This window comes from Methylobacterium sp. D54C (genome assembly GCF_053345595.1).
In genome coordinates, this window is record NZ_JBKFAK010000004.1 from 65,895 (window position 1) to 92,520 (window position 26,626).

General features: G+C 71.2%; 22 protein-coding genes and 1 other annotated feature. Of the genes, 12 read left to right on the top strand and 10 right to left on the bottom strand.

Features of this window, described 5'->3' with window-relative positions; translation table 11 throughout:
• Positions 1–156: 156 nt before the first annotated feature.
• Positions 157–2,094, top strand: coding sequence for a selenocysteine-specific translation elongation factor (gene selB, locus ACLBYB_RS11605; RefSeq protein WP_447698856.1), 1,938 nt, complete (start codon positions 157–159; stop codon positions 2,092–2,094).
• An 85-nt stretch (positions 2,095–2,179) separates the two neighbouring features.
• On the opposite strand, the gene ACLBYB_RS11610 is transcribed toward selB, so the two are convergent.
• The 3 genes from ACLBYB_RS11610 to ACLBYB_RS11620 form a co-directional block, all read right to left on the bottom strand.
• Positions 2,180–2,479 carry a hypothetical protein gene (locus ACLBYB_RS11610; RefSeq protein ID WP_447698857.1) on the bottom strand — a complete coding sequence of 100 codons (300 nt, stop codon included), beginning with the start codon at positions 2,477–2,479 and terminating at the stop codon, positions 2,180–2,182.
• Between the two features lie 98 nt (positions 2,480–2,577).
• Complete coding sequence (locus tag ACLBYB_RS11615; RefSeq protein ID WP_100250829.1) at positions 2,578–2,856, bottom strand: MSMEG_0570 family nitrogen starvation response protein; 279 nt, start codon at positions 2,854–2,856, stop codon at positions 2,578–2,580.
• A complete protein-coding gene (locus tag ACLBYB_RS11620; protein WP_447698858.1) occupies positions 2,849–4,075 on the bottom strand; it encodes an MSMEG_0565 family glycosyltransferase in 1,227 nt (408 codons plus the stop codon). Before ACLBYB_RS11620 ends, ACLBYB_RS11615 begins: the two co-directional genes overlap by 8 nt.
• Before the next feature lie 333 nt (positions 4,076–4,408).
• On the opposite strand from ACLBYB_RS11620, the gene ACLBYB_RS11625 reads away from it, so the two are divergent.
• The 7 genes from ACLBYB_RS11625 (at position 4,409) to ACLBYB_RS11655 (ending at position 14,053) form a co-directional block, all read left to right on the top strand.
• On the top strand, positions 4,409–5,218 hold the full coding sequence (locus tag ACLBYB_RS11625) for an SGNH/GDSL hydrolase family protein (RefSeq protein ID WP_447698859.1): 810 nt from the start codon (positions 4,409–4,411) through the stop codon (positions 5,216–5,218).
• A gap of 124 nt (positions 5,219–5,342) precedes the next feature.
• On the top strand, positions 5,343–5,870 hold the full coding sequence (hslV, locus tag ACLBYB_RS11630) for an ATP-dependent protease subunit HslV (protein ID WP_020094598.1): 528 nt from the start codon (positions 5,343–5,345) through the stop codon (positions 5,868–5,870).
• A 470-nt stretch (positions 5,871–6,340) separates the two neighbouring features.
• The gene (locus tag ACLBYB_RS11635; protein WP_447698860.1) at positions 6,341–8,029 is read left to right on the top strand and encodes a methyl-accepting chemotaxis protein; all 1,689 of its coding nucleotides are present in this window, start codon (positions 6,341–6,343) and stop codon (positions 8,027–8,029) included.
• A 148-nt stretch (positions 8,030–8,177) separates the two neighbouring features.
• Positions 8,178–9,848, top strand: coding sequence for a methyl-accepting chemotaxis protein (locus ACLBYB_RS11640; RefSeq protein WP_447698861.1), 1,671 nt, complete (start codon positions 8,178–8,180; stop codon positions 9,846–9,848).
• Between the two features lie 129 nt (positions 9,849–9,977).
• Positions 9,978–10,033: a sequence feature (sul1 is cis-regulatory element that is thought to sense ions involved in sulfur or methionine metabolism; They are found in Alphaproteobacteria), on the top strand.
• A 60-nt stretch (positions 10,034–10,093) separates the two neighbouring features.
• Positions 10,094–11,590, top strand: a complete 1,497-nt coding sequence (locus ACLBYB_RS11645) for a SulP family inorganic anion transporter (RefSeq protein WP_447698862.1) — start codon at positions 10,094–10,096, stop codon at positions 11,588–11,590.
• 100 nt (positions 11,591–11,690) lie between these two features.
• On the top strand, positions 11,691–13,004 hold the full coding sequence (gene hslU, locus ACLBYB_RS11650; protein WP_056528150.1) for an ATP-dependent protease ATPase subunit HslU: 1,314 nt from the start codon (positions 11,691–11,693) through the stop codon (positions 13,002–13,004).
• A gap of 161 nt (positions 13,005–13,165) precedes the next feature.
• Complete coding sequence (locus ACLBYB_RS11655; RefSeq protein ID WP_020094603.1) at positions 13,166–14,053, top strand: EamA family transporter; 888 nt, start codon at positions 13,166–13,168, stop codon at positions 14,051–14,053.
• A gap of 10 nt (positions 14,054–14,063) precedes the next feature.
• Here ACLBYB_RS11655 and ACLBYB_RS11660 read toward each other — a convergent pair whose 3' ends face one another.
• The 4 genes from ACLBYB_RS11660 to ACLBYB_RS11675 all read right to left on the bottom strand — a co-directional run bounded on the left by ACLBYB_RS11660 (position 14,064) and on the right by ACLBYB_RS11675 (position 17,613).
• Entirely contained in the window at positions 14,064–14,465 is a 402-nt protein-coding gene (locus ACLBYB_RS11660) for a PTS sugar transporter subunit IIA (RefSeq protein WP_010682249.1), read from the bottom strand.
• Between the two features lie 174 nt (positions 14,466–14,639).
• On the bottom strand, positions 14,640–15,080 hold the full coding sequence (locus ACLBYB_RS11665; protein WP_447698863.1) for an HPr kinase/phosphorylase: 441 nt from the start codon (positions 15,078–15,080) through the stop codon (positions 14,640–14,642).
• On the bottom strand, positions 15,080–16,834 hold the full coding sequence (locus ACLBYB_RS11670) for a stimulus-sensing domain-containing protein (protein WP_419149864.1): 1,755 nt from the start codon (positions 16,832–16,834) through the stop codon (positions 15,080–15,082). Before ACLBYB_RS11670 ends, ACLBYB_RS11665 begins: the two co-directional genes overlap by 1 nt.
• Positions 16,835–16,902: 68 nt before the next feature.
• Positions 16,903–17,613 carry a response regulator transcription factor gene (locus ACLBYB_RS11675; RefSeq protein WP_020094607.1) on the bottom strand — a complete coding sequence of 237 codons (711 nt, stop codon included), beginning with the start codon at positions 17,611–17,613 and terminating at the stop codon, positions 16,903–16,905.
• A gap of 313 nt (positions 17,614–17,926) precedes the next feature.
• Here ACLBYB_RS11675 and ACLBYB_RS11680 point away from each other — a divergent pair, with 313 nt between their 5' ends.
• The 3 genes from ACLBYB_RS11680 (at position 17,927) to lepA (ending at position 21,002) form a co-directional block, all read left to right on the top strand.
• Positions 17,927–18,712, top strand: coding sequence for a HugZ family pyridoxamine 5'-phosphate oxidase (locus ACLBYB_RS11680; protein ID WP_447698864.1), 786 nt, complete (start codon positions 17,927–17,929; stop codon positions 18,710–18,712).
• A 61-nt stretch (positions 18,713–18,773) separates the two neighbouring features.
• Positions 18,774–18,974, top strand: a complete 201-nt coding sequence (locus tag ACLBYB_RS11685; RefSeq protein WP_010682254.1) for a hypothetical protein — start codon at positions 18,774–18,776, stop codon at positions 18,972–18,974.
• 225 nt (positions 18,975–19,199) lie between these two features.
• Positions 19,200–21,002: a translation elongation factor 4 gene (lepA, locus tag ACLBYB_RS11690; protein WP_042669970.1), complete on the top strand. Its 1,803-nt coding sequence runs from the start codon at positions 19,200–19,202 to the stop codon at positions 21,000–21,002.
• 107 nt (positions 21,003–21,109) lie between these two features.
• On the opposite strand, the gene ACLBYB_RS11695 is transcribed toward lepA, so the two are convergent.
• The 3 genes from ACLBYB_RS11695 to ACLBYB_RS11705 all read right to left on the bottom strand — a co-directional run bounded on the left by ACLBYB_RS11695 (position 21,110) and on the right by ACLBYB_RS11705 (position 24,632).
• On the bottom strand, positions 21,110–21,427 hold the full coding sequence (locus ACLBYB_RS11695; protein WP_091680759.1) for a c-type cytochrome: 318 nt from the start codon (positions 21,425–21,427) through the stop codon (positions 21,110–21,112).
• 150 nt (positions 21,428–21,577) lie between these two features.
• On the bottom strand, positions 21,578–22,861 hold the full coding sequence (locus ACLBYB_RS11700) for a PQQ-dependent sugar dehydrogenase (RefSeq protein ID WP_447698865.1): 1,284 nt from the start codon (positions 22,859–22,861) through the stop codon (positions 21,578–21,580).
• A gap of 268 nt (positions 22,862–23,129) precedes the next feature.
• Positions 23,130–24,632, bottom strand: coding sequence for an NAD(P)/FAD-dependent oxidoreductase (locus tag ACLBYB_RS11705; RefSeq protein WP_020094612.1), 1,503 nt, complete (start codon positions 24,630–24,632; stop codon positions 23,130–23,132).
• 208 nt (positions 24,633–24,840) lie between these two features.
• On the opposite strand from ACLBYB_RS11705, the gene ACLBYB_RS11710 reads away from it, so the two are divergent.
• On the top strand, positions 24,841–26,625 hold the full coding sequence (locus ACLBYB_RS11710) for a hypothetical protein (protein WP_447698866.1): 1,785 nt from the start codon (positions 24,841–24,843) through the stop codon (positions 26,623–26,625).
• Position 26,626: the final 1 nt, after the last annotated feature.

A 26,626-nucleotide genomic window follows, 5' to 3' on the forward strand; every position in this document is an offset into this window, starting at 1 on the left:
GCACGGCGTGGCAAGACAAATTGTCCACAATCCATCTGCCTCGCAGCCCCGGCCCCGACCGCCCGGAGGCGCACACGGCGCCGCGACGCGCCGGCGCGGCGGATTCCCCTTCGAGCGAGCGGTGCGCCCCTTGTGGACGGCGGCACCGCGGAGAAGATGCGGTCGGTGGCTGCTTTGAAGACACTCCTCGTCGGCGTGATCGGGCACGTCGATCACGGCAAGACGGCGCTCGTCCGCGCGCTCACCGGCGTCGAGACCGACCGGCTCAAGGAAGAGCGCGCCCGCGGCGTGTCCATCGTGCCGGGCTTCGCGCTGCTGACCGCCGCGCAGGGCGAGATCGACCTCGTCGACCTGCCGGGCCACGAGCGGTTCGTCCGCGCCATGATCTCCGGCGCCACCGGCATGCGGGCCGTTCTTCTGGCGGTCGACGCCCACGAGGGAATCAAGCCGCAGACGGTGGAGCATCTCGAGATCGCCGCCCTCATCGGCGTGCGCCGCGGTGTCCTGGCGCTGACCAAGGCGGACCTCGCGACGCCCGAGACCGTGGCCGCGCGCGCCGCCGAGATCGCCGCAGCGGCCGCCCGGGCCGGGATCGAGGCCGGCCCGGTCATCGCCACCTCGACCGTGACGGGCGACGGCCTGCCGGAGCTCGCCGCCGCCCTCTCGGCGCTGGTGGCGGAGACGAAACCGGTCCGCGACGACGGCTTCGCCTACCTTCCGGTCGACCGGGTCTTCTCCCGGCCGGGCTTCGGCACCGTCGTGACCGGGACGCTGCGACGCGGGCCGCTCGCGGTCGGCGAGACCGTCGAGATCGCTCCCGGCGGTCGCACCGCCACGGTGCGCGGCCTGCAGATCCACGGGCGCGCGGTCGAGCGCGCCGAGCCGGGGCGCCGCACGGCGGTCGCCCTGCGCGGCATCGACCTCGACCAGATCGCCCGCGGGCAGGCGCTGTCGCTGCCGGGCCTGCTCGCGCTGAGCCCGTGGCTCGACGTGGCGATCACCGCGGCGGCGAGCCTGCCGGACCCCCTGGCGGGCGGCACGGCCTGCCGCCTGCTCTTCGGCACCACCGAGGTCGAGGCGCGGCTGCGGCTGCTCGACCGCGACGCCCTGGAGCCGGGCGCCAGTACCCAGGCGCAGCTCCACCTCGGCGAGCCGGTGGCGGTGCCGGCGCGGGAGCCCTTCGTGCTGCGGCTCGATTCGCCCTCCGTCACGGTGGCGGGCGGCCGGCTCCTCGACCCGGCGAGCCGCCGCCGCCGGCGCCACGATCCCCGGGTCATGGCCGACCTCGCCGCCCTTGCGGCGGGCGGTCCCGCCGAGGCGATCACGGTCCGCCTCGGGCAGCTCGGCGCGGCCGGGGCACCGCTCAACGAACTCGCCCGGATCGCCGGTATCGCGCCGGACCGCGCCCGGCAGGCGCTCTCCGAAGACGGCGCCCGCGCGATCGGCGACCGCTTCGTCGGGGCCGCGGCCTTCGAGGCGCTGCGCACCGGCACGCTGGCCGCCCTGGCACACCATCACCGCGACTATCCGATGGAGCACGGCATCGCCCTGGAGCGCCTGTCCCGCGCCCTGGCGCTGCCCGAGGCGGTGACCGGCGCGGTCCTGCGCGACCTCGCGGCCGCCGGCGGCGTCGCCCAGGCGGGCGCCCTGTGGCGGCGGGCCGAGTTCGACCCCGCGCGGAACGAGAGCGAGGCCGCCCGCCGGCTGGAGCAGGTCTTCCGCCGCGCCGGCCTCAGCCCGCCCGACGAGGCCGAGGCCATCGGCCGGGACGTGCGCCGCCGCGAGGCACTGACCTACCTCGTGGGAGCCGGCACGGTGATCCGCGCCGTCGACCGGGTGCAGCGCCGCGCCGTGCTGTTCCACCGGGAAGCGGTGGCCACCGCCAAGAGCCGCCTGATCGACGCCTTCCCGACGGCGCGGACGGCGGAGACCGGATTCCTGGCCCGCGAGGCCGGCGCGACCCTGGGAATCTCGCGCAAGTTCTCGATCCCGCTGCTGGAGCACCTCGACGCCACGGGCTTCACCCGCCGGGCCGGGGATCGTCGGGTGATCGTCGCCCTCGAACCCGGTCGGGCGGTCCCGGACGCCGGCTGACGCGGCGCGCTCGCTGCGCCGGCGTCCCGCACTTCACCCCCCTCTTCCACGCTCGAGAAACGCGGCAGCGCGATCGGGAACGGTGCTAGTCGTCCACACCCAACCAGTCGCCGCGTCCGGGCTCGTAGCAGGTGTACCCGATCAGGCAGTTCGGGTTGTCGCGGGTCGGCCGAAAGGCGCGCCGCGCGATCTCGGTGGGCTCGCAGAACGAGCGGTCACGGACGAACCGATCGTAGGTCATGCCGCCGGTCCCGAGGACGAGCGCTCCGCGGGCCTGGATGAGGCGGATCGTCTGCTCGCAGGTCATCGCCGTGGTGGACGGCCGCGTGTGCGCCGCCGCGGGTGACGCGGCCAGCACCAGCACTGCCGCAATCCGGGTCATCATCGCCTGGGCCTCCGCGCGCCGTGGGTCCTGCGGACAACCCGGAGCGCCGCCGGTCCGCGCCGCGTCGCCTCGCCGCACGGCGATCCCGCGGGCCCTTATCAGTCCTCGAAGGCCTCGACGTGGACCGTCCCGGGCTCCTGCCGGCGGGCGCCCTCCTCGATCCGGGCGAGCTGCGCCTGCGCGCGGCCGCACGGGAACCCGTAGCGGGCGCGGACGCGCTCGCTGGCGATGCCCAGGGCCAGCCGGGTCAGGACGACGAACTCGTCGAGCGGGTAGTCCTGTCCGACCGCGAGGTGGTCCTTGATCACCAGCGACGGCGAGTAGCAGGCCTCGCGGGTCCCGTCGGGCCACCGGATATGGAAGCGCATCTCAGGCATCGCGCGGGACCCGCAGCGTGTTCCAGGCCGCAGCCCCCGTGGCCGCGGCCATCAACGGCGCGTCCCCGGGTGCGAGTTCCGCGTAGGTCGGCAGGTGGCGCGCCGCGCAGGCGTCCCAGACATGCGCCCGGGCGACCTCTCGGCCGGCATTGCGCAGCCGCGCCCGCCGGCTCGGCTCCAGGCTCGCCCGCATGGCCGACGCGATGGCGTCGGTGTCGTCCGGGTTCACCGACAGGGCTTCGCCGGGGGCGATGTACTCGGTGAAGGGCGGCCGGCCCGACACGATCACCGGCGTTCCGCAGGCCATCGCCTCCAGAACGCACAGGCCGTAGCTCTCCGCGAGCGAGGGAGAGACCAGGGTGTCGGCCAGCCGGTAGAGGCCCGGCATGTCCGCCTGCGCCAAGGTGCCGGTTCGGATCACCGGCCGGCCGGGCCCGACCTCGAGCCCCTCGCGCTCGAGCGTGGCGCAGCACCGGGCCTCGTAGCCGGCCTGATCAAGAGGCGGCGCGCCGCCGGCCACGACGAGCTGCGCGTCGGGGCAGGTCCGGCGCAGGGCCGCGAAGGCCTCGATGATCGCCAGCGTGTTCCTGCGCGCCTCGAAGCCGCCGACGCTGAGGAAGACAGGGCCGCCGCCGAGGCCGAGGCGGCGGCGGAGCGCGTCGTCCTCCGGCCCGGGATCGGGCGTGAAGGCCGCCCCTTCGACGCCCGTGCCGACCACGTCGGCCCGGGCGCCGTACTCGGCCGCCAGCGTCGCCGCCCAGGTCCGGCTGACGCAGAGCAGGCGCCCGGCATCGAGGATCGCCCGCTCCTCCCACTGCGCGAGCCGCGGATCCGTGAACGTGTCGATCCGGTGGACCGTGCGCACGAAGCCCGGGATGAGGCGGCGCCGGGTCAGGGTGGCGAGCGCGTTGCCGCTGATCCGGCACTGGGCGTGGAAGACGTCGAAGTCGCAGGCGGCGGGCGTCGAAAAGTGCGCGAGGTAGTCGGCGATCCGGGCGCCGACCAAGGCGGCGGCCGGTCCCGCGACCGGCTTGGCCGCGACCGAGATCACCGGACACTGCGCCGCGCGGAAGAAGCCGCCGCCGGTCGGGTCGGGCGCGTGGACCACCGCCTCGTGGCCGAGCCTGCCCAGGGCCTCCCCGAGAGCCAGAGCGTGGACCACGCCGCCGCGCGGGTCGGTCGAGTGCGTGAGGATCGCGATGCGCAAGCGGTCGACCATGGGACGGCTCACGGAGCCCCGCGGCCGGTCGGGGGACGCGCCGCGGCCCCGACCGCGCGCTCCGCCGCCCTGTCGGAGACGCGTCGGAGCGTGTTCTGCATGGTTCGTGCCGACTCGGCGTCGGGCGTGCGGGTGCCGCGACGCCAACGTCGCTGGGGTCGACCCGCCGCACCGATGTTGCCGGGAATCCTCGGGCAAGGGCGCGCCTCCCCACTCATGCCTAATTTTGCGTTACGAATTCAGTGCGTTTTCAAACTCTGCCCGGAACCGCTCTTTTCAGGGCCCTGTGTCAGATTGTATCTACCGCTCACGAGAGCCGGAGCCGTCGGTCCCGTGTCCAAGACGCTGAAACCTGTCTTCCCCGCCCGCAGGATGCTGCGCCGCCTGGGCTTGTTGGGCGCCCTCTTGGTCCTTCCGACGGCGGTCCTCGCCTACGCGGACCTGCTGCCCGAATCCCTGGACATGCTGGGCTTCGACCTGGGCGACAGCCCGGACCTGCCCCACGTCGCCCGCCAGATCGCCATCGGCGCCCCGCTCAAGATCGTGGCCTTCGGGTCGTCCTCAACGGAGGGCGTGGGCGCGTCGACCCCGGCCAACGCCTACCCGGCCCGCCTGCAGATCGACCTACGCAAGAAGCTGCACGGGATGGACGTGGCGGTCATCAACCGCGGCATCGGCGGCGAGCACGTCGACGACATGCTGGCGCGCCTCGACCGCGACGTGATCGCGGCCGAGCCCCAGCTCGTCATCTGGCAGACGGGCAGCAACGACCCGCTGCGCGGCGTGTCGCTCGACCATTTCCGCGAGGCCACCGTGTCGGCGATCCGCCGGATCCGGGAGGCCGGCATCGACGTGGTGCTGATGGAGCCGCAATGGTGCCCGAAGCTCGAATCCACGCCGGGCGCCTCGCGCTTCCGCGACGCGGTGCGCAGCATCGGCGACGAGCTCGACGTGCCGGTGATCCGCCGGGCCGACCTGATGCACGGCTGGGTGCGCGAGGGTAAGCTGACGACCAAGCAGCTCTTCGCCGCCGACGGCCTGCACATGGCCGACCGCGGCTACGCGCTCCTGGCCGAGGCCGCCGCGCAGTCGATCCTGCAGGATGCCGGCCCGGTGCGCAGCCCCGAGGCGGTCGCCGAGTAGGCGCGCGATCCCGGCACCGGCTGGACTCGGCCGGCGAAGCTCCCCATCTCGGCGCGATCGAGAGCGGAGCCGAATCTTGAGCCAGGACGCATTCAGGTACGACGACCGGGGCGCCGTCCCCCAGATGCACGCGACCACGATCCTGATGGTCCGCAAGGGCGGCCGCGTCGTCATCGGCGGCGACGGTCAGGTCAGCCTCGGCCAGACCATCGTGAAGGGGAACGCCCGCAAGGTCCGGCGCCTCGCCAAGGGCGCGGTGATCGGCGGCTTCGCCGGCGCCACCGCGGACGCGTTCACGCTGTTCGAGCGCCTCGAAGCCAAGCTGGAGCAGTATCCCGGTCAGCTGACCCGGGCCTGCGTGGAACTCACGAAAGATTGGCGGACGGACCGCTACCTTCGCCGGCTCGAGGCGATGATGCTCGTCGCCGACCGCGAGGTCAGCCTGCTCCTGTCGGGCTCGGGCGACGTGCTGGAGCCGGAGAGCGGCGTCATGGCCATCGGGTCTGGCGGCAACTACGCTCTGGCGGCCGCCCGCGCGCTGGAGGACGGCGACCTCGACGCCGAGGCGATCGTGCGGCGGGCCATGACGATCGCCGCCGAGATCTGCGTCTACACCAACGGAAACCTCGTCATCGAAGCGCTGGATACCTGAGACCCGGCCGGGCGCAGCCGGGTTCGCCGGCTCCGCCGCCGTCGCTGCGCGCTCGATCGCACACGGTGTGCCCGCGTCACCCGGATCCCGTCGCGGGCGCTCGCGCATCGGCGCGGGGTCTGCCCGGCTGAACGCGGGTCATCACAGCTTCCGCGCGAACCGCACCGCGCGCGAATACGCTCCGGCGCCGGTCTTCGCGTCCTGAAGAGCTTCCTCGAAACCGCGCCCGGATCGCCGCGTCGCTACAAAATCCGGCCCGGCGCCTCTTATCTCAGGTTGTAGTCACCGACGACAGCAGTGCGCGAGACGATCACTAACGTTTGATTGCTGGCAGCAGATCCTCAACCGTCGTTAAACCGGATTCATCCGGGCGATACAGCCCGCTGTAAGACAAAATTTACAGCGTATAATTTATCACAACCGCCAGGGAACCAAATCCGAATTCCAGAATGGGGCCCTGGGGACTGACTATGCGCTCGATCAACGATGTCCGGATCGTAACGAAGCTGACTGCCGCATTCGGCAGCCTGGCGGCGGTCACGGTGGGGATCAGCGCCATCGGATACAGTCACCTGTCTTCGATCGAGCGCGTCAATCACCTCACGGAGCACTCGTATCAGGTCATCTCCGCCCTCGACGGCCTCACGCAGGCGATGGTCAATCAGGAGACCGGCCTGCGCGGTTACCTGATCGCGGGCGATCCGAAATTCCTGGAGCCGCTCCGCGCCGGCCAGAAGTCCTTCAAGGTGTCCCTGGAAAGCGCCAAGTCGCTCACCGCCGACAACGCCGCCCAACAGGCGCGCCTGGAGGCCGTGCGCGGCTCGGCGGAGACGTGGTCGAGCGACATCGCCGCCAAGGAGATCGCCCTCGTCGAGGCCGGCAATCTCGACAAGGCCCGGCAGATCGAGGCGAGCGGCGCCGGCAAGGCGTCCATGGACGCCCTGCGCGCCAAGATCGGCGAGGCCGAGAAAGCGGAGCGCGACCTCCTCGCCGCCCGAAGCGACGAGCAGGCGCGCTCCTTCGGCGCCGCCTACCTCGCGAGCCTGCTCGGCAGCGTCGCCAGCGTCGTCATCGCGGGGCTGCTGGCCTTCCTCGTCTTCGCCATGCTGACCCGCCCCCTCGGCCGCCTCGTGGCCGTGCTGCAGCGCATGGCCCGCGGCGAGATCGAGGCCGAGATCAAGGAGGCCGCCCGCGGCGACGAGATCGGCGCGGTCGGGCGCGCCGTGGACGGGATCAAGGCGATGGTCGCCAAGAAGGCCGCCGAGGAGGCCGAGATGAAGCGGATCGCCGACGCGGCCGCCGCGGCCGAGCGGCGCCGGACCATGATCGAACTCGCCGACAGCTTCGATCGCGCGGTCGGCGGCATCGTCGGCATGGTCTCGTCCTCGGCCACCGAGCTGCAGGCGACCGCCCGGACCATGTCGGCGACGGCGACCCAGACCTCGAGCCAGTCGAACACGGTCGCGGCGGCCGCCGAGGAGGCCGCCTCCAACGTCAACACCGTCGCGGCCGCGGCCGAGGAGCTCGGCTCCTCGGTGCAGGAGATCGGCCGGCAGGTGGACGGCTCGGCGCATCTGGCGCAGCGGGCCGTCTCCGACGCCGATCAGACCGGCGCGCTCGTCCAGGAACTGAGCAATTCCGTGTCGCGGATCGGCGACGTGGTCGGGTTGATCTCCAACATCGCCGGCCAGACCAACCTGCTGGCCCTCAACGCCACCATCGAGGCGGCCCGCGCCGGGGCCGCCGGCAAGGGCTTCGCGGTCGTCGCCTCCGAGGTGAAGGCCCTGGCCGAGCAGACTGCCAAGGCGACGCACGAGATCTCCGGCCAGATCGCGCAGATCCAGGCCTCGACCGGGCAGGCGGTGACGTCGATCGCCGGCATCACCGACCGGATCCGCGAGATCAGCGGCGTCGCCACCTCGATCGCCGCCGCGGTCGAGGAGCAGGGTGCGGCGACCCAGGAGATCGTCCGCAACGTCTCGCAGGCGGCCGTCGGCGCCGGCGAGGTCACGAGCAACATCTCCGGCGTCGCCGGCGCTGCCGAGGAGACCGGCGTCGCCGCCGGCCAGGTCCTCGACGCGGCCTCGGAGCTGTCCCGGCAATCCGAGCACCTGACTGCGGAGGTCAGCCGCTTCCTCGACACCGTCCGGGCGGCCTGATCGGGTCGGGCGCGGCGCCCGCCGCGCCCCTTCCTCATCAGGACCCTGCTCAGAGGCGAGACAAATAATTCCGGATCAGCTCAGTTTACGACGTCTTGACGAATAACCGGCATTTTGACGCCAATCGCGCCTCGACGGTCGGATAGCAATGAAAATCGGCGGAAAACTCCTGAGCTTCGTCGGCGCCTGCAGCCTGACGACGCTGGTCGTGGCAGGGGTCAGCGTCGCGACGCTGAAGAGCTTCGAGCGCTCGCTGACGAGCGTCGAGAGCGCGTCGATCCGGGCGCTCGACGCCGCGAACTTCAACCGCCTCGCCGCCGAAGTCACCATGGACTCGCGCGGCGTCTACGCCTCCGCCGACCGCGCGGAAGCGGCGAAGTACACCGCCGGGATCCGCAGGGGTCTCGCCGAGATGGACGCGCTGCGGGCCGACTGGGCACCGCGGGTGACCGAGGCCGAGCGGCCGCTCTTCGAGACGATGGTGCGCAACGCCGACGCGTTCCGCGCCCTCCGCAGCGCCCTCGCGGACGCGGGCGACACGACCGGCCCCAAGGCGGCCGCGGAGCTCGGGTTCAACGACGCCAACCGGGCAAACCGCAAGGCCTTCCAGGCCAGCATCGACGCCCTGGTGAAGCAGGGCCGGGGCGAGATGGCGGCGATCAAGGCCGACACCCAGGCCCTGTTCGAGACGCGCACCCTCCTCCTGCTCGGCCTTGCCCTGATCGGCACCGTGATCTGCTGCGCCCTCGGCCTGCTCATCGGTCAGCGGCAGATCGCCCGGCCGCTGCGGGCGGTCTCGGACGCGATCCAGCGCCTCTCGCGCGGCGACCACACCCTGCCCGCCATCAAGCCGGGACGCGACGAGATCGGCGCGATCTGGACGAGCATGCAGGTCTTCAGCGACACGATGCGGGAGGCCGAGGGCCTGCGGCACGAACATCAGCGGCTGGAGGCCGACACGGCGACGCGCAAGCGCGCCGAGATGGCCGGGCTCGCCGAGCGGTTCCAGGGCAGCATCGGCGGACTCGTCGAGCACCTCGCCGGGGCCGCCGCCGGGCTGGAGCGTGCCGCCGCGACCATGGCGGGCAACGCCGAGCACGCCGGCACACAGTCGCAGGCGGTCACCCGCGCCGCCGAGACGACGGCCCACAACGTCGAGGCCGTCGCCGCCGCCACCGAGGAACTCGCCGCCACCGCCAGCGAGATCGGCGTCCAGGTAACCCAGACCTCGACGGCCGCCGAGAGCGCCGTCGAGGCGACGCGGCGGACCCGGGCGAGCGTCCAGGCCCTCGCCCGCAGCGCCGACGGGATCGGGCAGGTCGTCTCCCTCATCTCCACCATCGCCGGGCAGACCAACCTGCTGGCGCTCAACGCCACGATCGAGGCGGCGCGGGCCGGCGAGGCCGGGCGCGGCTTCGCGGTCGTCGCCACCGAGGTGAAGGATCTCGCGACGCAGACCGCCAAGGCCACCGAGGAGATCGCCGGACAGATCGCCGCGATGCGGACCGCGACCCACGACGCCGTCGCGGCGATCGAGGAGATCGGCGGCACGATCGAGCAGGTCCACGGGATCGCCCTCGGCGTGGCCGCCGCCGTCGAGGAGCAGCAGCTGGCGACCCAGGAGATCGCCCGCAGCGTCTCCGAGGCCGCCAGCGGCACCCGCGCCGTCACGGACACGATGGCGCTGGTCCTGGGCGCGGCCCGCGAGACGGGCGCCAGCGCCGCGGAAGTCCTCGACGCCGCCGCCGACATCGCGCGCCGCTCGAACGGGCTCGGCGGCGAGGTCGCGGGCTTCGTGACCCAGGTCCGCGCGGCCTGAGGCGGCCGGACCGACGCGCCCGTCATTTCGGAATCGCGGAGCCGGACCCGCGATGACGGAAGCGTCGCCGAGCGTTTCCCGCCAGGTTGTTGCATTGCAGCGCGCGCGCCCCTAGGGTCGGCGCATTCGCAAGGACCCGGTGAAAGCCCGGGTGGCTCTTCCGGCCGCCGATCCGCCGGACCACGCATTCGAGACGCGCTCTGACCCGCCAGCGACGCGGGCACGCCGCTCGTGCGGATTCATCGATGTCAACACACGCAGCCCGGAACGCCGGATATCTCCGGTCGTGGACCTCCAACCTGCGCGGCGACACCCTGTCGGGGATCGTCGTCGCCCTCGCGCTGATCCCAGAGGCCATCGGCTTCTCGGTCATCGCCGGGGTCGACCCGAAGGTCGGCCTCTACGCCTCGGTCGTCATCGCCTGCACCATCGCCTTCGCCGGCGGTCGCCCGGCCATGGTCTCGGCCGCCACCGCCGCCACCGCGGTGGTGATGGTCGACCTCGTGCGCGAGCACGGCGTCCAGTACCTCTTCGCCGCCACGATCCTGATGGGCGTCATCCAGATCCTGGCCGGGTTGCTCAGGCTGGGCCGGCTGATGCGGTTCGTCTCGCAATCTGTGATGACCGGTTTCGTCAACGCGCTGGCGATCCTGATCTTCCTGGCGCAGTTGCCCGAGCTCACCGGCGTCACGCCGGCGACCTACGGGCTGATCGCCCTCGGTCTGGCGATCATCTACGGATTCCCGCGGATCACCCGCGCAATCCCGTCGCCGCTCGTGGCCATCGCCGTCCTGACGGCGATCACCGCGATCTTCCACCTCGACGTGCGCACGGTCGCCCATCTCGGCGCCCTACCCTCGACGCTGCCGAGCTTCGCCCTGCCGGACGTGCCCCTCACCCTCGAGACCCTGCGGATCCTCCTGCCCTACGCGGCGACGCTCGCCGCGGTCGGCCTGCTGGAGAGCCTGCTCACGGCGCAGATCGTCGACGACATGACCGACACGGGCAGCGACAAGAATCGCGAGTGCATGGGCCAGGGCGTGGCCAACATGACCTCGGCCCTGTTCGGCGGCATGGGCGGCTGCGCGATGATCGGCCAGTCGGTGATCAACGTCTCGTCGGGTGCCCGCGGGCGCCTCTCGACGCTCGTGGCCGGCGCGTTCCTGCTGGTGCTCCTCGTGGCGCTGCAGGACCTGCTGGCCGTCGTGCCGGTGGCGGCGCTGACGGCCGTGATGATCATGGTCTCGATCAACACCTTCTCGTGGCGCTCGCTGCTGCGGCTGCGCACCAACCCGCTGCCCTCCTCGGCGGTGATGCTGGCGACCGTCCTGGTCGTGGTCGCCACCAAGGATCTCGCGATCGGCGTGCTGGTCGGCGTGCTGCTGTCCGGCGTGTTCTTCGCCGGCAAGGTCGCCCGGCTCAACCGGATCACGTCCGCCCTCTCGGCCGACGGCGGCACCCGGACCTACACCGTCGCCGGGCAGGTGTTCTTCGCCTCGGCCGGCACCTTCTCGGACGCGATCAACGTGCTGGAGCCGGTCGAGCGCCTCGTGATCGACGTCCACGCGGCGCATTTCTGGGACATCTCGGCCATCGCGGCCCTCGACCGGGTGGTCCTCAAGGCCCGCGCCCGGGGCCGCGACGTCACGGTCATCGGCCTCAACGAGGCCAGCGCGACCCTGGTGGAGCGGTTCGGCCGGCACGACAAGGGCGACGCCGCGGCGGTCCCGGCGGCGCACTGAGGCGGCGACCGGCCGACGCGTGGCCCCTTGCGCGGGGCCGCGCGCGACCCCATTCCCGGCGCGGGGCCGTTTTCGGGCCGGGAACAGGGATGGCAAAGCGGTGACGACGTTCTCTCCCCGCGAGATCGTGTCCGAACTCGATCGGTTCATCGTCGGGCAACACGACGCCAAGCGCGCCGTGGCGATCGCGCTGCGCAACCGCTGGCGGCGCCAGCAGCTGACCGGTCCGCTCCGCGAGGAGGTCGCGCCCAAGAACATCCTGATGATCGGGCCGACCGGCTGCGGCAAGACCGAGATCGCGCGCCGCCTCGCCCGGCTCGCCAACGCGCCGTTCCTGAAGGTCGAGGCCACCAAGTTCACCGAGGTCGGGTACGTCGGGCGCGACGTCGAGCAGATCGTCCGCGACCTCGTCGAGGTGGCGATCGGCCTGACGCGGCAGGTGAAGCGCGAGGGCGTCAAGGCCAAGGCCGAGGCGGCCGCCGAGAACCGTATCCTCGACGCGCTGGTCGGCCCGACGGCGAGCCAGGCTACCCGCGACAGCTTCCGGCGCAAGCTCCGCAACAGCGAGCTCGACGACAAGGAAGTGGAGCTGGAACTGACCTCCGGCGCGCCCGCAGGCATGCCGATGTTCGAGATTCCCGGCGTTCCGGGCGCCTCGATGGGCGCGATCAATATCGGCGACATGCTCGGCAAGGCGCTCGGCGGCCAGCGCGGCAAGCCGCGCCGTGTGCTGGTGCGGGACGCCTACGCGCCGCTGATGGCCGAGGAATCCGACAAGCTGGTCGACGACGAGGCGCTCGTCCGCGAGGCGATCCGCGAGGTCGAGAACAACGGCATCGTCTTCCTCGACGAGATCGACAAGATCTGCGCCCGCGAGGGCCGCTCGTCCGGCGACGTCTCGCGCGAGGGCGTGCAGCGCGACCTGCTGCCGCTGATCGAGGGGACGACCGTCGCGACCAAGCACGGGCCGGTGAAGACCGACCACGTGCTGTTCATCGCCTCGGGCGCCTTCCACGTCTCGAAGCCGGCGGACCTCCTCCCCGAACTGCAGGGCCGCCTGCCGATCCGGGTGGAATTGCAGCCGCTGACGGTGGACGATTTCAAGCAGATCCTGACCGCCACCGAGGCGAGCCTTCTCAAGCAGACGGTCGCGCTGATGGAGACGGAGGGCGTCACCCTCACCTTCTCCGACGACGCTGTGGACGCCCTCGCGCGGGTCGCCGTGGAGGTGAACTCCTCGGTGGAGAATATCGGCGCGCGCCGGCTCCAGACGGTGCTGGAGCGGGTGATCGACGAGATCTCCTTCACCGCCACCGATCGGTCCGGCGAGACGGTGCCGATCGACGCGGCCTACGTGCGCGACCGGGTGCAGGATCTGGCCTCGAACGCGGATCTGAGCCGCTTCATCCTGTAAGGGCCGGTCACGGATCACGCCGGGCCGGCGGACGCCCCGCTGGCCCGGGACGGCGAGCCGTGCGCGAGGATGGCGTGTGCCATGAGGCCGAGCGTGGGCCGCGGCGGCCCCGGCATCTGCTATGCCCGCGCCGGATCCCGGTCCTCAGGAATGTCGCCCCCGTGTCACGCAACAGGTTCGGCCTCGGCGATACGGTGCTGTCCGTGGCGGCGCTGGTCACCGGCATGGTGTCGCTCCAGTGCGGCGCGACCTTCGCCAAGAGCCTGTTCCCAGCGCTCGGCGCGGCGGGGACCTCGGCCCTCCGGGTCGGCTTCTCGGCGCTGATCCTGATCGCCGTCTGGCGGCCCTGGCGGCGCAGCCTCCCGGCACGCGAGGCCGGCTGGATCGCCCTCTACGGGACGGCCCTCGGGCTGATGAACCTCCTGTTCTACCTCGCGCTGGCACGGCTGCCGCTCGGACCGGCCGTGGCCATCGAGTTCGTCGGGCCGCTGGCGGTCGCGCTGATCGCGTCGCGCCGCCGCTCGGATTTCCTGTGGATTGGCGTGGCGGTGGCGGGGCTCGCGCTGCTGCTGCCGATCGCCGGCGCGGACGGCCTCGACCCGGTCGGAGTCGCCCTCGATCTCGGCGCGGCCCTGTGCTGGGCGCTCTACATCCTGTTCGGACAGCGCGCGGGGCGGATCGACGGCGGCCAGGCCGTGTCCCTGGGCATGCTGACGGCGGCCCTCGTCGTGGCGCCGTTCGGCGTGGCGGAGGCCGGACCGGCCCTGCTCGCGCCCGGACTCCTCATCGCCGGCTTCGCGGTGGCGCTGCTGTCGAGCGCCCTGCCCTACTCGCTGGAGATGGTCGCCCTGCGCCGCCTGGACCGGAAGAGCTTCGGCGTTCTGATGAGCCTGGAGCCCGCCGTGGCGGCCTGCGCGGGTCTGGTCCTGCTGGGAGAGCGAATCAGCGCCGTCCAATGGCTGGCGATCGCGCTGGTGATCGCGGCATCGGTGGGAATCACCGTGAGCGCGCGGCGCGCGGCTCCGCCGGCGGCCGTCCTGGAAGCGTGATCCCGGAGAACTACTTGCCCGCCAGGACGCGCGAAGCGACGTTGATGTATTTGCGGCCGGCTTCCTGCGCGTGCAGCACAGCGTCGCCGAGCTTCTCCTCGTCGCGGACGCTGGCCAGCTTGATCAGCATCGGCAGGTTGATCCCCGCCACGACCTCCACCGATCCGCCGTTCATGCAGGACAGCGCGAGGTTCGACGGCGTGCCCCCGAACATGTCGGTCAGCACCACCACACCGTCCCCGGTATTCACGCGACAGACCGCGGACATGATGTCCCGGCGTCGCAGCTCCATATCGTCCTCCGGCCCGATCGTGATCGTTTCGATCTGATCCTGTGGACCGACCACGTGCTCCAGCGCGGCCTTGAACTCGGTCGCCAGGAGTCCGTGGGTGACGAGCACCATGCCAATCATCGACACGTGTTCCAACGTCCTGTGTGTGCCGCCATGTTGTGCATCGCACAGCCCCCCACAAGGCGATCGCGACTTTTTTGCCCGGACATTGGTGCGATCATGCCACGGCCGCCGCGTGTGCGCCATGGGGGATACCAGTCTTGGGCGAATCGAGGCGCCTGTGCGGCTGCGAAGTCACGGCCGCGGCTTTCGCAGCGCCGCACGAACCAGGAGCGGTGCGAGGCCGGCCGCCCGCGCACCCTGATCGAGGACGAGGCGCGGAACGGCGAGGCCGAGGATGTCGGCGGGTTCCGGCGGCTCGGGCAGGCGCGGTGCCGTCTCCACCAGGTCGACGGCGAGATGCAGCACCGCCTCCGGCCGCACCGCCAGGCCGAGATCGGCCGCCGACAGGATCCCCTGGCCGCGGACCTCGACACGTCCGGCGAGCGCGGGATGGGGACCGGCCGTGATTCGCCCGTCGCGAATCGTGCAGACGACCCGGTCGTCCGCCACGAAGGACCCGTCCGGCGCGGCTGCGAGCAGGAGCGCGAGGCTAGACTTGCCCGCACCCGAGGGACCGCGAATCAGGATCCCGGCCCCGCACAGCGCGACGCAGGCGCCGTGCAGGGTGACCATCAGGCGTGGAGCTGCCGCGGCGCCGCCGGCAGGCGCACGATGAAGCGGGCGCCGCGCACCGTCGGCTCGCCGTCCTCGTCGGGGGCGCCGGGCCGGTTCTCGGCGCGGATCGTGCCGCGATGGGCCTGGACGATCTGGCGGGAGATCGACAGGCCGAGGCCGGAGTTCTGGCCGAAACCCTGCTCCGGCCGGTCGGTGTAGAAGCGCTCGAAGATCCGCTCCAGGGCGTGCTCCGGGATGCCAGGTCCCTCGTCCTCGCAGATCATCTCGACCTCGCCGCGCACGCGGCGCAGCACGACCCGGACCTTCGCGTCGGTCGGCGAGAACGAGCGGGCGTTGTCGAGGAGGTTGTTGACCACCTGCCCGAGCCGGCTGTCGTGGCCGATGATCGTGAACGGCGCGTCCTGCTCCGAGCCCGTCGCCTCGACGTCGAGCTGGATCAGGCAATCCTTCGGGCGCCGGCGCTCGTTGGCGACCGACACGACGGTGGTGAGCAGCCGCCGGAGATCGACGCGCCGGGCCTCGGCGCGGGCGAGCTCCGCGTCGAGGCGCGAGGCGTCGGCGATGTCGCTGATCAGACGGTCGAGGCGCTTCACGTCGTGCTGGATGATCGCCATCAGCCGGCCACGGGACTCGTCGGTCTTGGCGAGCGGCAGTGTCTCGACCGCGCTGCGGAGCGAGGTCAGCGGGTTCTTCAACTCGTGGCTGACATCCGCCGCAAAACTCTCGATAGCGTCGATCCGCCGGTACAGGGCCTGAGTCATGTCGCGCAGGGCGCCCGACAGGTGGCCGATCTCGTCCGTGCGTTCGGTGAAGTCCGGGATCTCCTCACGGGTCTTGATACCCATGCGGACCTTCTCGGCGGCCTCCGCGAGGCGGCGGACCGGTCCCGCGATCGCACCCGCCAGCAGGAACGAGAGCACCACCATCACCGCCGAGGCGACGAGGAAGACCTGCAGCAGACCGAACCGCTCCGAAGCGATGACCCGGTCGATGGCGTCACCCTGAGTCGAGATCAGGAGGGCGCCGCGGACCGAGCCCGCCCGGTGGATCGGCACCGCCACCGAGACGGTGGTCTCACCGAGCTTGTTCCGGCGCACGAGGCTGCCGCGATTGCCGCCGAGCGCCGCCTGGACCTCCCGGAGCGAGTGCCCGTTCACCGGCCCCGTCTCCTCGGTGGTCTCGGACCGGCTGCGGAACAGGCCGCCGAGCTTGGACTGGACCGCCTCGAAGGCGGATTCGAGGATGCCGGGCTTGTGGGGCTTCGGCTCGAGCGGGTCGGGCCGGCTGGCATCGCCGCGCTTGAACAGGGTGCGGGTGTCGAACAGGAGGCCGCCCTCCTGGTCGTAGACCCGGGCGCGGTTGCCCGTCGGCGTCACGAGGCGCGACAGCAGCGGCGCCACCTTCTCGGGGTTCAGCGAGAAGGCGAGCGGCTGCGATTCCTCCTCCGCCGCCTCGCCGGCTTGCTGCTGGAGCAGCTTGTCGGGATCGATGCGGATCGTGTCGGTGTCCACCGAGGCCGAGGCGGCGATCGCCCCCGCGATGATCTCGCCCTGGATGGCGAGGCTCTGGATCCGGGCCTGGATCAGGCCCTGGCGGAACTGGTTGAGGTAGAGGAACCCGACGAGGAGCGCGATCAGCCCGACGAGGTTGAGGACGACAATGCGGCGCGTCAGGCTCGACGAGGCGCGCTGGCCGACCGCCTCCCACACGGCGCGGGGCCAGCCGAGCGGTCGGGACAGGGTCTGGGCCAGGGAGGCGCGGGGCGGGGCATCCTCGGTCTGGGTCTGGGTACGTGCGGCCACGGGGCTGATCCTGGAGATCACGCCTCCTTGAAGCGGTAGCCGACGCCGTAGAGCGTCTCGATCATGTCGAAGCTCTGGTCGGTGACCTTGAACTTCTTCCGCAACCGCTTGATGTGGCTGTCGATGGTCCGGTCATCGACGTAGACTTGGTCGTCGTAGGCCGCGTCCATGAGCGCGTTGCGGCTCTTCACGACGCCGGGGCGCTGGGCGAGCGCCTGGAGGATCAGGAACTCCGTGACCGTCAGCGTCACCGGCTCGCCCTTCCACGTGCAGGTGTGCCGCTCGGGATCCATCATCAGCGCGCCGCGCTCGAGCGACCGGGCCGCGACCTCGGCCTCGCCGCGCGGCGTGCTGCCGGGGGCCTCCTTGGCGAAGCGCCGGAGCACCGCCTTCACCCGCTCCACCAGCAGGCGCTGCGAGAACGGCTTATGGATGAAGTCGTCCGCGCCCATTTTGAGGCCGAACAGCTCGTCGATCTCCTCGTCCTTCGACGTCAGAAAGATCACGGGAAGGTCAGATTTCTGCCGCAGGCGTCGGAGAAGCTCCATCCCGTCCATGCGCGGCATCTTGATGTCGAAGATCGCGAGATCGGGCGGGGAGTGGCGCAGACCGTCCAGCGCAGAGGCCCCGTCCGTGTAGGTCTGGATGCGGTAGCCTTCGGTCTCCAGCGCGATCGACACAGAGGTTAGGATGTTCCGGTCGTCGTCGACGAGGGCGATGGTCGGCATGCGCGGTCCCTGACTGAACGGGCTCAGGCGCGGTCCCGGCTCTTCGCACAGGCCGCGCCACGTCCCGGCCCCGAGGGGGCAGACAAAAACGCGAACCGGGCAGTTTGGGCGCAGCCCGGCACACGCAAAGGGACAGGTGCTTTAGTACGGCCGATCGGAAAAAGCGAGCGGCGGTCATAGCTTGGCCGTAACACGGGCGCGCACCGGTCCTTCCGCGGCCCATCTGACGCGGTCGCGGTGCCTCGCGCCGCCGACGCTGCGCCGCTAACGTGGCGGCGGAACCGGGCGACTGTCCGGAGGGGAGGAACCGCGCATGGGCGAGACGATCGACACGGGTCAGGGCGCGGGCGGACCGGCCCGTCCGTTGCCGGCCGAGGCGGCGCCGTTCGACGCGATCGGCCTGGCGCGCACGCTCCTGCGCAGCGTCCGGTCCGGGGCGCTCGCGACCCTGGAGCCGGACGGCACGCCCTTCGCCTCCCTCGTCACCATCGCCACCGATGCGGACGGCACGCCGCTGATGCTGCTGTCGCGGCTGTCGGCCCACACCCGCAACCTGCTGGCCGACCCGCGCTGCTCGCTGCTGTTCTCGCAGGGCGGCAAGGGCGACCCGCTCGCCCATCCCCGCCTGACCGTGGTCGGACGCGCTCTGCAGACCGCCGAGGCGCGGGCCCGGGAGCGGTTCCTGGCCCGGCACCCGAAGGCCAAGCTCTACGCCGATTTCCCGGATTTCGGCTTCTTCGCCCTGGCGCCGGAGGCCGGCCATCTCAATGGCGGCTTCGCCAAGGCCGCGACCCTGACCCGCGACCAGCTCCTCCTCGACCTCTCGGACGCGCAGGCGATCGTGGCGGGCGAGCGGGGCGCCGTCGAGCACATGAACGCCGACCACGCCGACGCGCTGGCGCTCTACGCTGCCGGCGCCGGCGGCGCGGCCGACCTGCCCTGGCGACTCACCGGCCTCGACCCCGAGGGCATGGACCTGATGGCGGCCGACCGAACGGTGCGCGTCCCCTATCCGGAGCGCGTCACCGACATGGGTGCGCTGCGCAAAAGCCTCGTTGCCATGGCCGCGCGGGCGCGCGCGACCGGTGCGGACGCGTAAACGCGCAAGGACTTGGCGATCAGGCATGGCGAAAGGTCGCTGACCGCCCCATATCGGCCCCATGAGCGATACCCAGACAGATACCTACCCCTTCAGCCTCGACGTGGAGCCGGTCGGCGAGAGCGGCTCCCTGTTCCAGTGGAGCATCCGCAAGCACGGCAAGCTGCACCAGCGCTCGGACCGGAAGCATCCGACCGAGGCCAAGGCGCGCTCCCACGGCGAGGCCGAGATCGAGCGACTGATCCGCGACCGCGGTCGCTGAGCCGGATCGCTCCTCGGCGCCAGACACGATCGTGACCCGGGGGCCGGCTCGTTCCGGCCCCCGTTCGCTTGCGTGCGATCACCGACCGGGCCCGCTCTCCCCCCGGGCGCTCAGGCCGCGCTTGGCGCCTTCCCGCCGCGCTGCTATCTCGCGCGGGAGCCGCTCCATCCGAACACGTCCCGACGTCAGACGGTGCGCGCCGGCGCGCGCCCGAACGGAATGCCGATGACAGCCCCGATCGACACCATCCGCAACTTCTCGATCGTCGCGCATATCGACCACGGCAAATCGACCTTGGCCGACCGGCTGATCCAGGCCACCGGCACGGTCGCGCTCCGCGACATGAGCGAGCAGATGCTCGACTCGATGGACATCGAGAAGGAGCGCGGCATCACCATCAAGGCGCAGACCGTGCGCCTGGAGTACAAGGCCCAGGACGGCAAGGACTACGTCCTGAACCTGATGGACACGCCCGGCCACGTGGACTTCGCCTACGAGGTCTCGCGCTCGCTCGCCGCCTGCGAGGGCTCGCTCCTGGTGGTCGACGCCTCGCAGGGCGTCGAGGCGCAGACGCTCGCCAACGTCTACCAGGCGCTCGACGCCAACCACGAGATCGTCCCGGTCCTCAACAAGGTCGACCTGCCCGCCGCCGAGCCGGACCGGGTCAAGGAGCAGATCGAGGAGGTGATCGGCCTCGACGCCTCCGATGCCGTGCCGATCTCGGCCAAGACCGGCCTCAACATCGAGGCGGTGCTGGAGGCGATCGTCACCCGCCTGCCGCCGCCGAAGGGCAGGAGCGACGCGCCCCTGAAGGCGCTGCTCGTGGACAGCTGGTACGACGCCTATCTCGGCGTCGTCGTGCTGGTGCGGATCATCGACGGCACACTCAAGAAGGGCATGACCATCCGCATGATGGGCGCCGACGCCGTCTACGGCGTCGACCGGATCGGTGTGTTCCGGCCGAAGATGGCCGACATCGACGCGCTGGGCCCGGGCGAGGTCGGCTTCTTCACCGGTTCGATCAAGGAGGTGGCCGACACCCGCGTCGGCGACACGATCACCGAGGACAAGCGCCAGACCACCGAGATGCTGCCGGGCTTCAAGGAGGTCCAGGCGGTGGTGTTCTGCGGCCTGTTCCCGGTAGACGCGGCCGAGTTCGAGAACCTGCGCTCCGCCATGGGCAAGCTCCGGCTCAACGACGCCTCGTTCTCCTACGAGATGGAGACGTCGGCGGCGCTGGGCTTCGGGTTCCGCTGCGGCTTCCTCGGGCTCCTGCACCTGGAGATCATCCAGGAGCGGCTGGAGCGCGAGTTCAACCTCGACCTGATCTCCACGGCGCCCTCGGTGGTCTACCACCTGAAGATGCGCGACGGCGAGACCAAGGAGCTCCACAACCCGGCCGACATGCCGGACATCATGAAGATCGAGACGATCGAGGAGCCGTGGATCCGCGCCACGATCCTGACGCCCGACGAGTATCTCGGCGGCGTGCTGAAGCTCTGCCAGGACCGCCGCGGCGTGCAGATCGACCTCAACTACGTCGGCAAGCGCGCCATGGTGGTCTACGACCTGCCGCTGAACGAGGTCGTGTTCGACTTCTACGACCGGCTGAAGTCGATCTCGAAGGGCTACGCCTCGTTCGACTACCACGTGTCGGATTACCGCGAGGGCGACCTCGTGAAGATGTCGATCCTGGTGAATGCCGAGCCGGTGGACGCCCTCTCGATGCTGGTCCACCGCACCCGCGCCGAGTCGCGCGGCCGGGCCATGTGCGAGAAGCTGAAGGACCTGATCCCCCGCCACCTGTTCCAGATCCCCGTCCAGGCGGCGATCGGCGGCAAGATCATCGCCCGCGAGACCATCCGGGCGCTGTCGAAGGACGTCACCGCCAAGTGCTACGGCGGCGACATCTCGCGCAAGCGCAAGCTTCTCGACAAGCAGAAGGAAGGCAAGAAGAAGATGCGCCAGTTCGGGCGCGTCGAGATCCCCCAGGAGGCGTTCATCGCCGCACTGAAGATGGACGATTGATCCTCCGCGTCATTGCGAGCGGAGCGAAGCAAACCAGGTGCGCGACGCTCGTCAATGGCCCGCCGCCCTGGATTGCTTCGCTCCGCTCGCAATGACGGTGGTGCCGCTTACCCCGGCGGCAGCACGTCGATCTGGATGCCCGCGTAGTACGCCGCCAGATTGGCGATGTCGGCGTCCGACAGTTCCTTCGCCACGACGTTCATGATCTCGTTCTGCCGCTTGCCGTCGCGGTACTCGGTGAGCGCCTTCACGAGGTAGGGCTCGACCTGCCCGGCGAGGTTCGGCGCCTCCGGCAGCTTCGAGAGCCCGTCCATGCCGTGGCAGGTCTGGCAGGCGGTCGCGCGCTTCTTGCCTGCGGCCGCGTCGCCGGCCTGCGCCGAGAGCGGGACGAGGGTGGCGGCGAGGACGAGAAGCGGGCGGATCATCGGGCGGGCTCGAACTCTGAGATCAGTGAAGACTTGCCCGCTCGCGTCGGAACGGGAGGCGCGCGCCCTCTCCTGCACGTCAGAGAGGGCGCGTTGCGGCTTTCCGCGACCTGGCGCCTCACGAGCGGAGAGGCGCCAGGTGACAAGAGACTACTTCTCGTAGGAGATCCGGTAGATCGCCCCGGCGGAATCGTCCGAGACCAGCAGCGAGCCGTCGAGCATCACCGCGACGTCCACCGGGCGGCCGAGATACTCGCCGTCGCCGGTGAGCCACCCTTCCGCGAACGGCTTGACCGACTCGACCTTGCCGTCGGCCCCGAGCTTGGCGAACATCACCCGGGCGCCCACCGGCTCAGTGCGGTTCCACGAGCCGTGCTCGGCGATGAAGATCCCGCCCTTGTAGGCGGCCGGGAACTGCTTGCCGTTGTAGAAGGTCATGCCGAGATCGGCCGCGTGCGGCGGCAGCTCGGCCTGCGGGGCGACGGCGTCGGCCGGCGGGGCCTGGTCCTTGTACTCGACCGTGCGGACCGAGCCGCCACCGAACCACGGGAAGCCGAAATTCTCGCCCGCCTTGGTGGAGCGGTTCAGTTCGCCCGGCGGCTTGTCGTCGCCCATGCCGTCGACCTGGTTGTCGGTGAACCACAGCGACTTGTCGGTATTGAAATCCATCCCGACCGAGTTGCGGATGCCGGTCGCGTAGACCTCGCGGTTCTTGCCGTCGGCGTCGATGCGGATGATGCCGCCGATGCCGGTCTTCTTGTAGAGGTCCGCCTTCTCGGCGGGCGGCACGTTGTAGGGCTGGCCGAGCGCGATGTAGGTCTTGCCGTCCGGCCCGACCCGGCAGACGCGGGCCGTGTGGTTGAAGCTCTCCTCGGAGGCCGGGATCAGCTGTCCCTGCTTGACCAGCACGCCGGCGGCGACGTCCGGGTTCTCGTAGAAGAACTCGGCGGCCGGGAAGGCCAGGACGCGGTTCTGCTCGACCACGGTGAGCACGCCGTCCTTCGAGAAGCAGACGCCGTTCGGGATCTTGAACGTGATGCCCGGCGCGAAGGGACGGACCTCGTCGGCAACCCGGTCCTTGTCGCGGTCGGTGACCGTGTAGATCTTGCTCTTGCGCGTGCCGACGAACAGCACACCGGCGTTGGGACCGACCGCGATGGCGCGGGCATCCGGCACCACCGCGTACAGGTCGATCTTGAAGCCGTCCGGCAGCTTGACCTTCGACAGGTTCTTACGGATCGCGTCGGCGCGGCGGCCGGTCTGCGGGATCTCGGCGGCGGCCTGCGTGTCCGTGCTGTGGAAGCCCTGGAGCTTCTCGAGGTCGTCGGTCTTGGCCTTGGTCTCGGCAGGGGCCGCACCCTGCGCCAGGGCGGGGAGCACCGCCGCCGGCATGGCCACGCCCGCGAAGAGCGCGGCGAGAAGCAGAGATCGCATCGATAGAATCCTCCCGGCGGCCCTTGGACCAGGGCATTACCGGGAGAGAACGATAGGGGCGCCGCAGAGACCGGCAAGCCGCGCCGGTGACGCGGCCCGGGCCCTGTCGCCGACCGCGGGGTTTCCGATCGTCACCTCAGTGGGGTCGCACACGCCGTCATCGCGAGCGAAGCGAAGCGACCCGGGGCAGCGCGACTTCTAGGCGCTCAGCGCCGCCCTGGATTGCTTCGCTTCGCTCGCAAAGACGGGAGGCCGATTGGAACTGGCCTCAGGCGACCTTGCGCGGGACGAGGCGCTCGCTGCCCAGGGCGACGTCGGCCCCCGACACCCCGGACTCGGTGTACTCGGCGTCCTCGTTCACCCGCCAGACGTCGTGCCGGCGCCGGCCGCAGAGGATGTTCTCCACGGTCAGCATCGCGGTCATCATCGCGTGGTCCTGATTGTTGTACTTGTGCATGCCGTTGCGGCCCACGAGGTGCAGGCTCGGGAAATCCCGCTCCAGCTCCCGCCGCACGGTGACGACGTGGCCGGCATACTCCTCGTCGTAGACCGGGTAGGCCTTCGGCTGGCGGACCACGCAGGCATCGACGACGTCGGCCGGGTCGATCAGGCCGATCTGACCGATCTCGCGCTTGGCGAGTTCCACCAGCTCCGAATCGTCGGCGTTCCAGAGGCCGTCGCCCTCGAAGCAGAAATACTCCAGACCCAGGCAGGTGTGGTCCGCGTCCGGCACCATCTCGGGCGACCAGGAGCGGAAATTCTGCACCCGACCGACCTTCACCGACGGGTCGTGGATGTAGATCCAGTTGTCCGGGAAGTTCTTGTCCGACTTGGCGATGAGCGCCACCGTCAGGAAGTCGCGGTACTTCAGCGCCCGGGCGTTGAAGGTGCTGAGCGGCCGCGGGCGGATGGCGTCGACGAGCTCGCGGACCGGCGCGGACGAGACGACGTTGCGGGCCGTGAAGGTCTCGCGGCTGCCGTCCGAGCGGCGGGCCGCCACCGTCCAGATGCCGGTGCCGGCATCGTAGCTGAGGGAGTCGACGCCGCGGTCGAGCTTCAGCTGCCCGCCCTGGGCGCGGATCTTGGCGGCTGCCGCCTCCCACATCATACCGGGGCCGCGGCGGGGATAGCGGAACGACTCGATCAGAGTCTTGATGACGGGGCCGCCGGCCTTCGGCGCCTTGCGCAGGCCCAGCGACCGCTTGATGCCGTCGCGGATCGCCGCGCCGAGGTCGAGCCCCTTGATGCGCTGCGCCGCCCAGTCGGCCGAGATCGCGTCGCACGACATACCCCACACCTTCTCGGTGTAGGTCTTGAAGAAGATCGAGAACAGGCGCTCGCCGAACTGGTTGCGGACCCAGGCATGGAAGGTCTTGGGCTCCGCCACCGGCCGCAGGCGGGCGTAGAGGTAGGAGGCGACGCAGGCCGCGCTGGTGAGGATCCCGAGGTTGCGCAGAGCCTCGAAGGCCTTCAGCGGGTAGGCGTAGTAGCGCCCGCGATAGTAGATCCGCGACAGGCGCGGGCGCTCGATGAAGTCGTCTGGGAGGATCTCGTCCCAGAGATCGACCACGGCCTGGGACTTCGAGAAGAACCGGTGGCCGCCGATGTCGAACAGGTAGCCGTTGTGCGAGACAGTGCGCGAGATCCCGCCGACCTGCGCCGGATCCCGCTCCAGAACGGTGACGGAGCGGCCCTTCTTCGACAGCAGGTAGGCGGCAGTCAGACCCGCGGGCCCGGCGCCGATCACCAGCGTCTCGGTGTGGTGGCTCATCCCATGCTCCGGCGATTGGTGCGGCGCGCGACGCGCAGGACGCCGACCGGTCGCCAGGATGCCCGGTCGTGGTTAAGGAATCGCTGGCGCCGCGGGGCCGGCTCGACGTCCGGACCGCGCGTCCGGTGCCCTTTGACCGCGCGTTAAGCGGAACCGCGCGAGCATGCCGGCGAGGGCATCGACCGCCCGCCCGGGTGATCCACCAACCATGCCGGCTCCGGCGCTACCCCTCTCCCGACCGCGCGGGCGGATCGAGGCCCGCACGCTGCTGTGGATCCTCGCCGCCCTCTGCATCGCGACGATGAACGCGCCCCACGCGGTTTGGGAAACCGTCCAGCACCTGCGCGTCCCGGATACCGACGACGCGATGCGCCTCGTGGAAGTGCGCGACCTGGTGGCCGGCCAGGGCTGGTACGATAACGTCCAGTACCGATTCCTGCCCCCGGGCGGCGTGCCGAGCCACTGGTCGCGCCTCGTCGACGCGCCGATCGCCGGCCTGATCCTGGCGCTCACGCCCCTGACGGGCCCCGCGCTCGCCGAGGGCCTGACGGCGGCACTCTGGCCCGTGCTGCTCTTCGGGCTCTACGCCTGGCTCCTGTATCGCGGTGTCCGACACAGCTTCGGCAGCCGTGCCGCGGTCCTGGCCCTGATCGCGGCCACGCAGACCTTCGGTGTGACGATCCAGTTCCAGGCGGGGCGGGTGGACCACCACAATCTGCAGATTCTCTCGATCCTCGGTCTCGCCTTCTGCATGATCCGCGGCGGCCTGCGACCCGGCCTGATCGGCGGGATCCTGGCGGCCGTGTCGCTGGCGATCGGGCTCGAGGGCTTGCCCTTCGTCGCGCTGGCGGCCCTCTTCCTCACGGGCGACTGGTGCCTGCGCGGACAGCCCGCGCTGGCGTCGCTCGCGGGCTTCGGCCTGGGTCTAGGCCTCGCCGCCCCCGCGCTGTTCGCCATCCAGACGGCCCCCTCGCTCTGGGGTGTCTCCCACTGCGACGCGCTCTCGCCACCCTGGCTCTGGCTCACCCTGGGCGGCCTCACCCTCGCCGCGATCGCCGCCGCCGCGGGCGAGCGCCTCGCGACGGTCCCGGCGCGCCTCGCCCTGGCCGGCCTCGCGGGCAGCGTTCTGCTGGCCGGGTTCGCCGCCGCCTTCCCGTCCTGCCTCGGCGGCCCGTTCCCCGACATGCCGCCGCTGGTGCGGATCCACTGGCTGCTCACGGTCAACGAGATGGCGCCGCTGGCGAAGTTCGTGGCCCGCGGCCAGTGGGAGGCGCTGGTCTTCTACCCGGTCGTGATCCTCGCGAGTCTCACGGCCGCCGGGATGGTGTGGCGCGGCCCCGAACGCCGGGCCTGGTCGGTGGTCGCGCTGTTCCTGTGGCCGGGGCTGATCCTCGGCGTCGCGCAGTTCCGCGGACTCTACATCGTCTCCGGCTTCGTGCCGCTGGTGGCGGGCGTAGTCCTCGACCGCGCGCTGGCACGGGCAGCCCTGCCGGCCGGGGCGCGGCGCTGGCCCGTCGCGCTCCTCGGCGCCGCGATGGTCAGCAGCCTCTGGATGATCCCGGCGCTCCTGGCGGAGACCCTCGCGCCCGGCCTGCGCAACGCGCCCGACGCGGCCGAGACCAATGCCTGCCTCGGCGACGCCGCGGTCCGCCCCCTGGCGCACCTGTCGGAAGGCACCGTGCTCGCCCCGATCTTCATGGGGCCGTCGATCCTCCTCCGCACCCCGCACAGCATCATCGCCGCGCCCTATCACCGGGCCATTCCCGGCCTCACGGCGGCGATCGAGGGGCTGGGCGGCACCGAGGCCGACCTCGACCGGGTGCTGACGGCGTTCGACGTCCGCTACATCGTCGCCTGCCCGGCCCGGCCGGCCGAGAACCTTCAGGCGGAGACGGCGTTCGCCACGCGGCTCGCCGCGGGCGCGGCCCGGAGCGCGCGCCTCGTGCCGCTGGACGTGCCCGGTCCCCTCAAGGTCTGGCGCGTCGCGCCCTGAC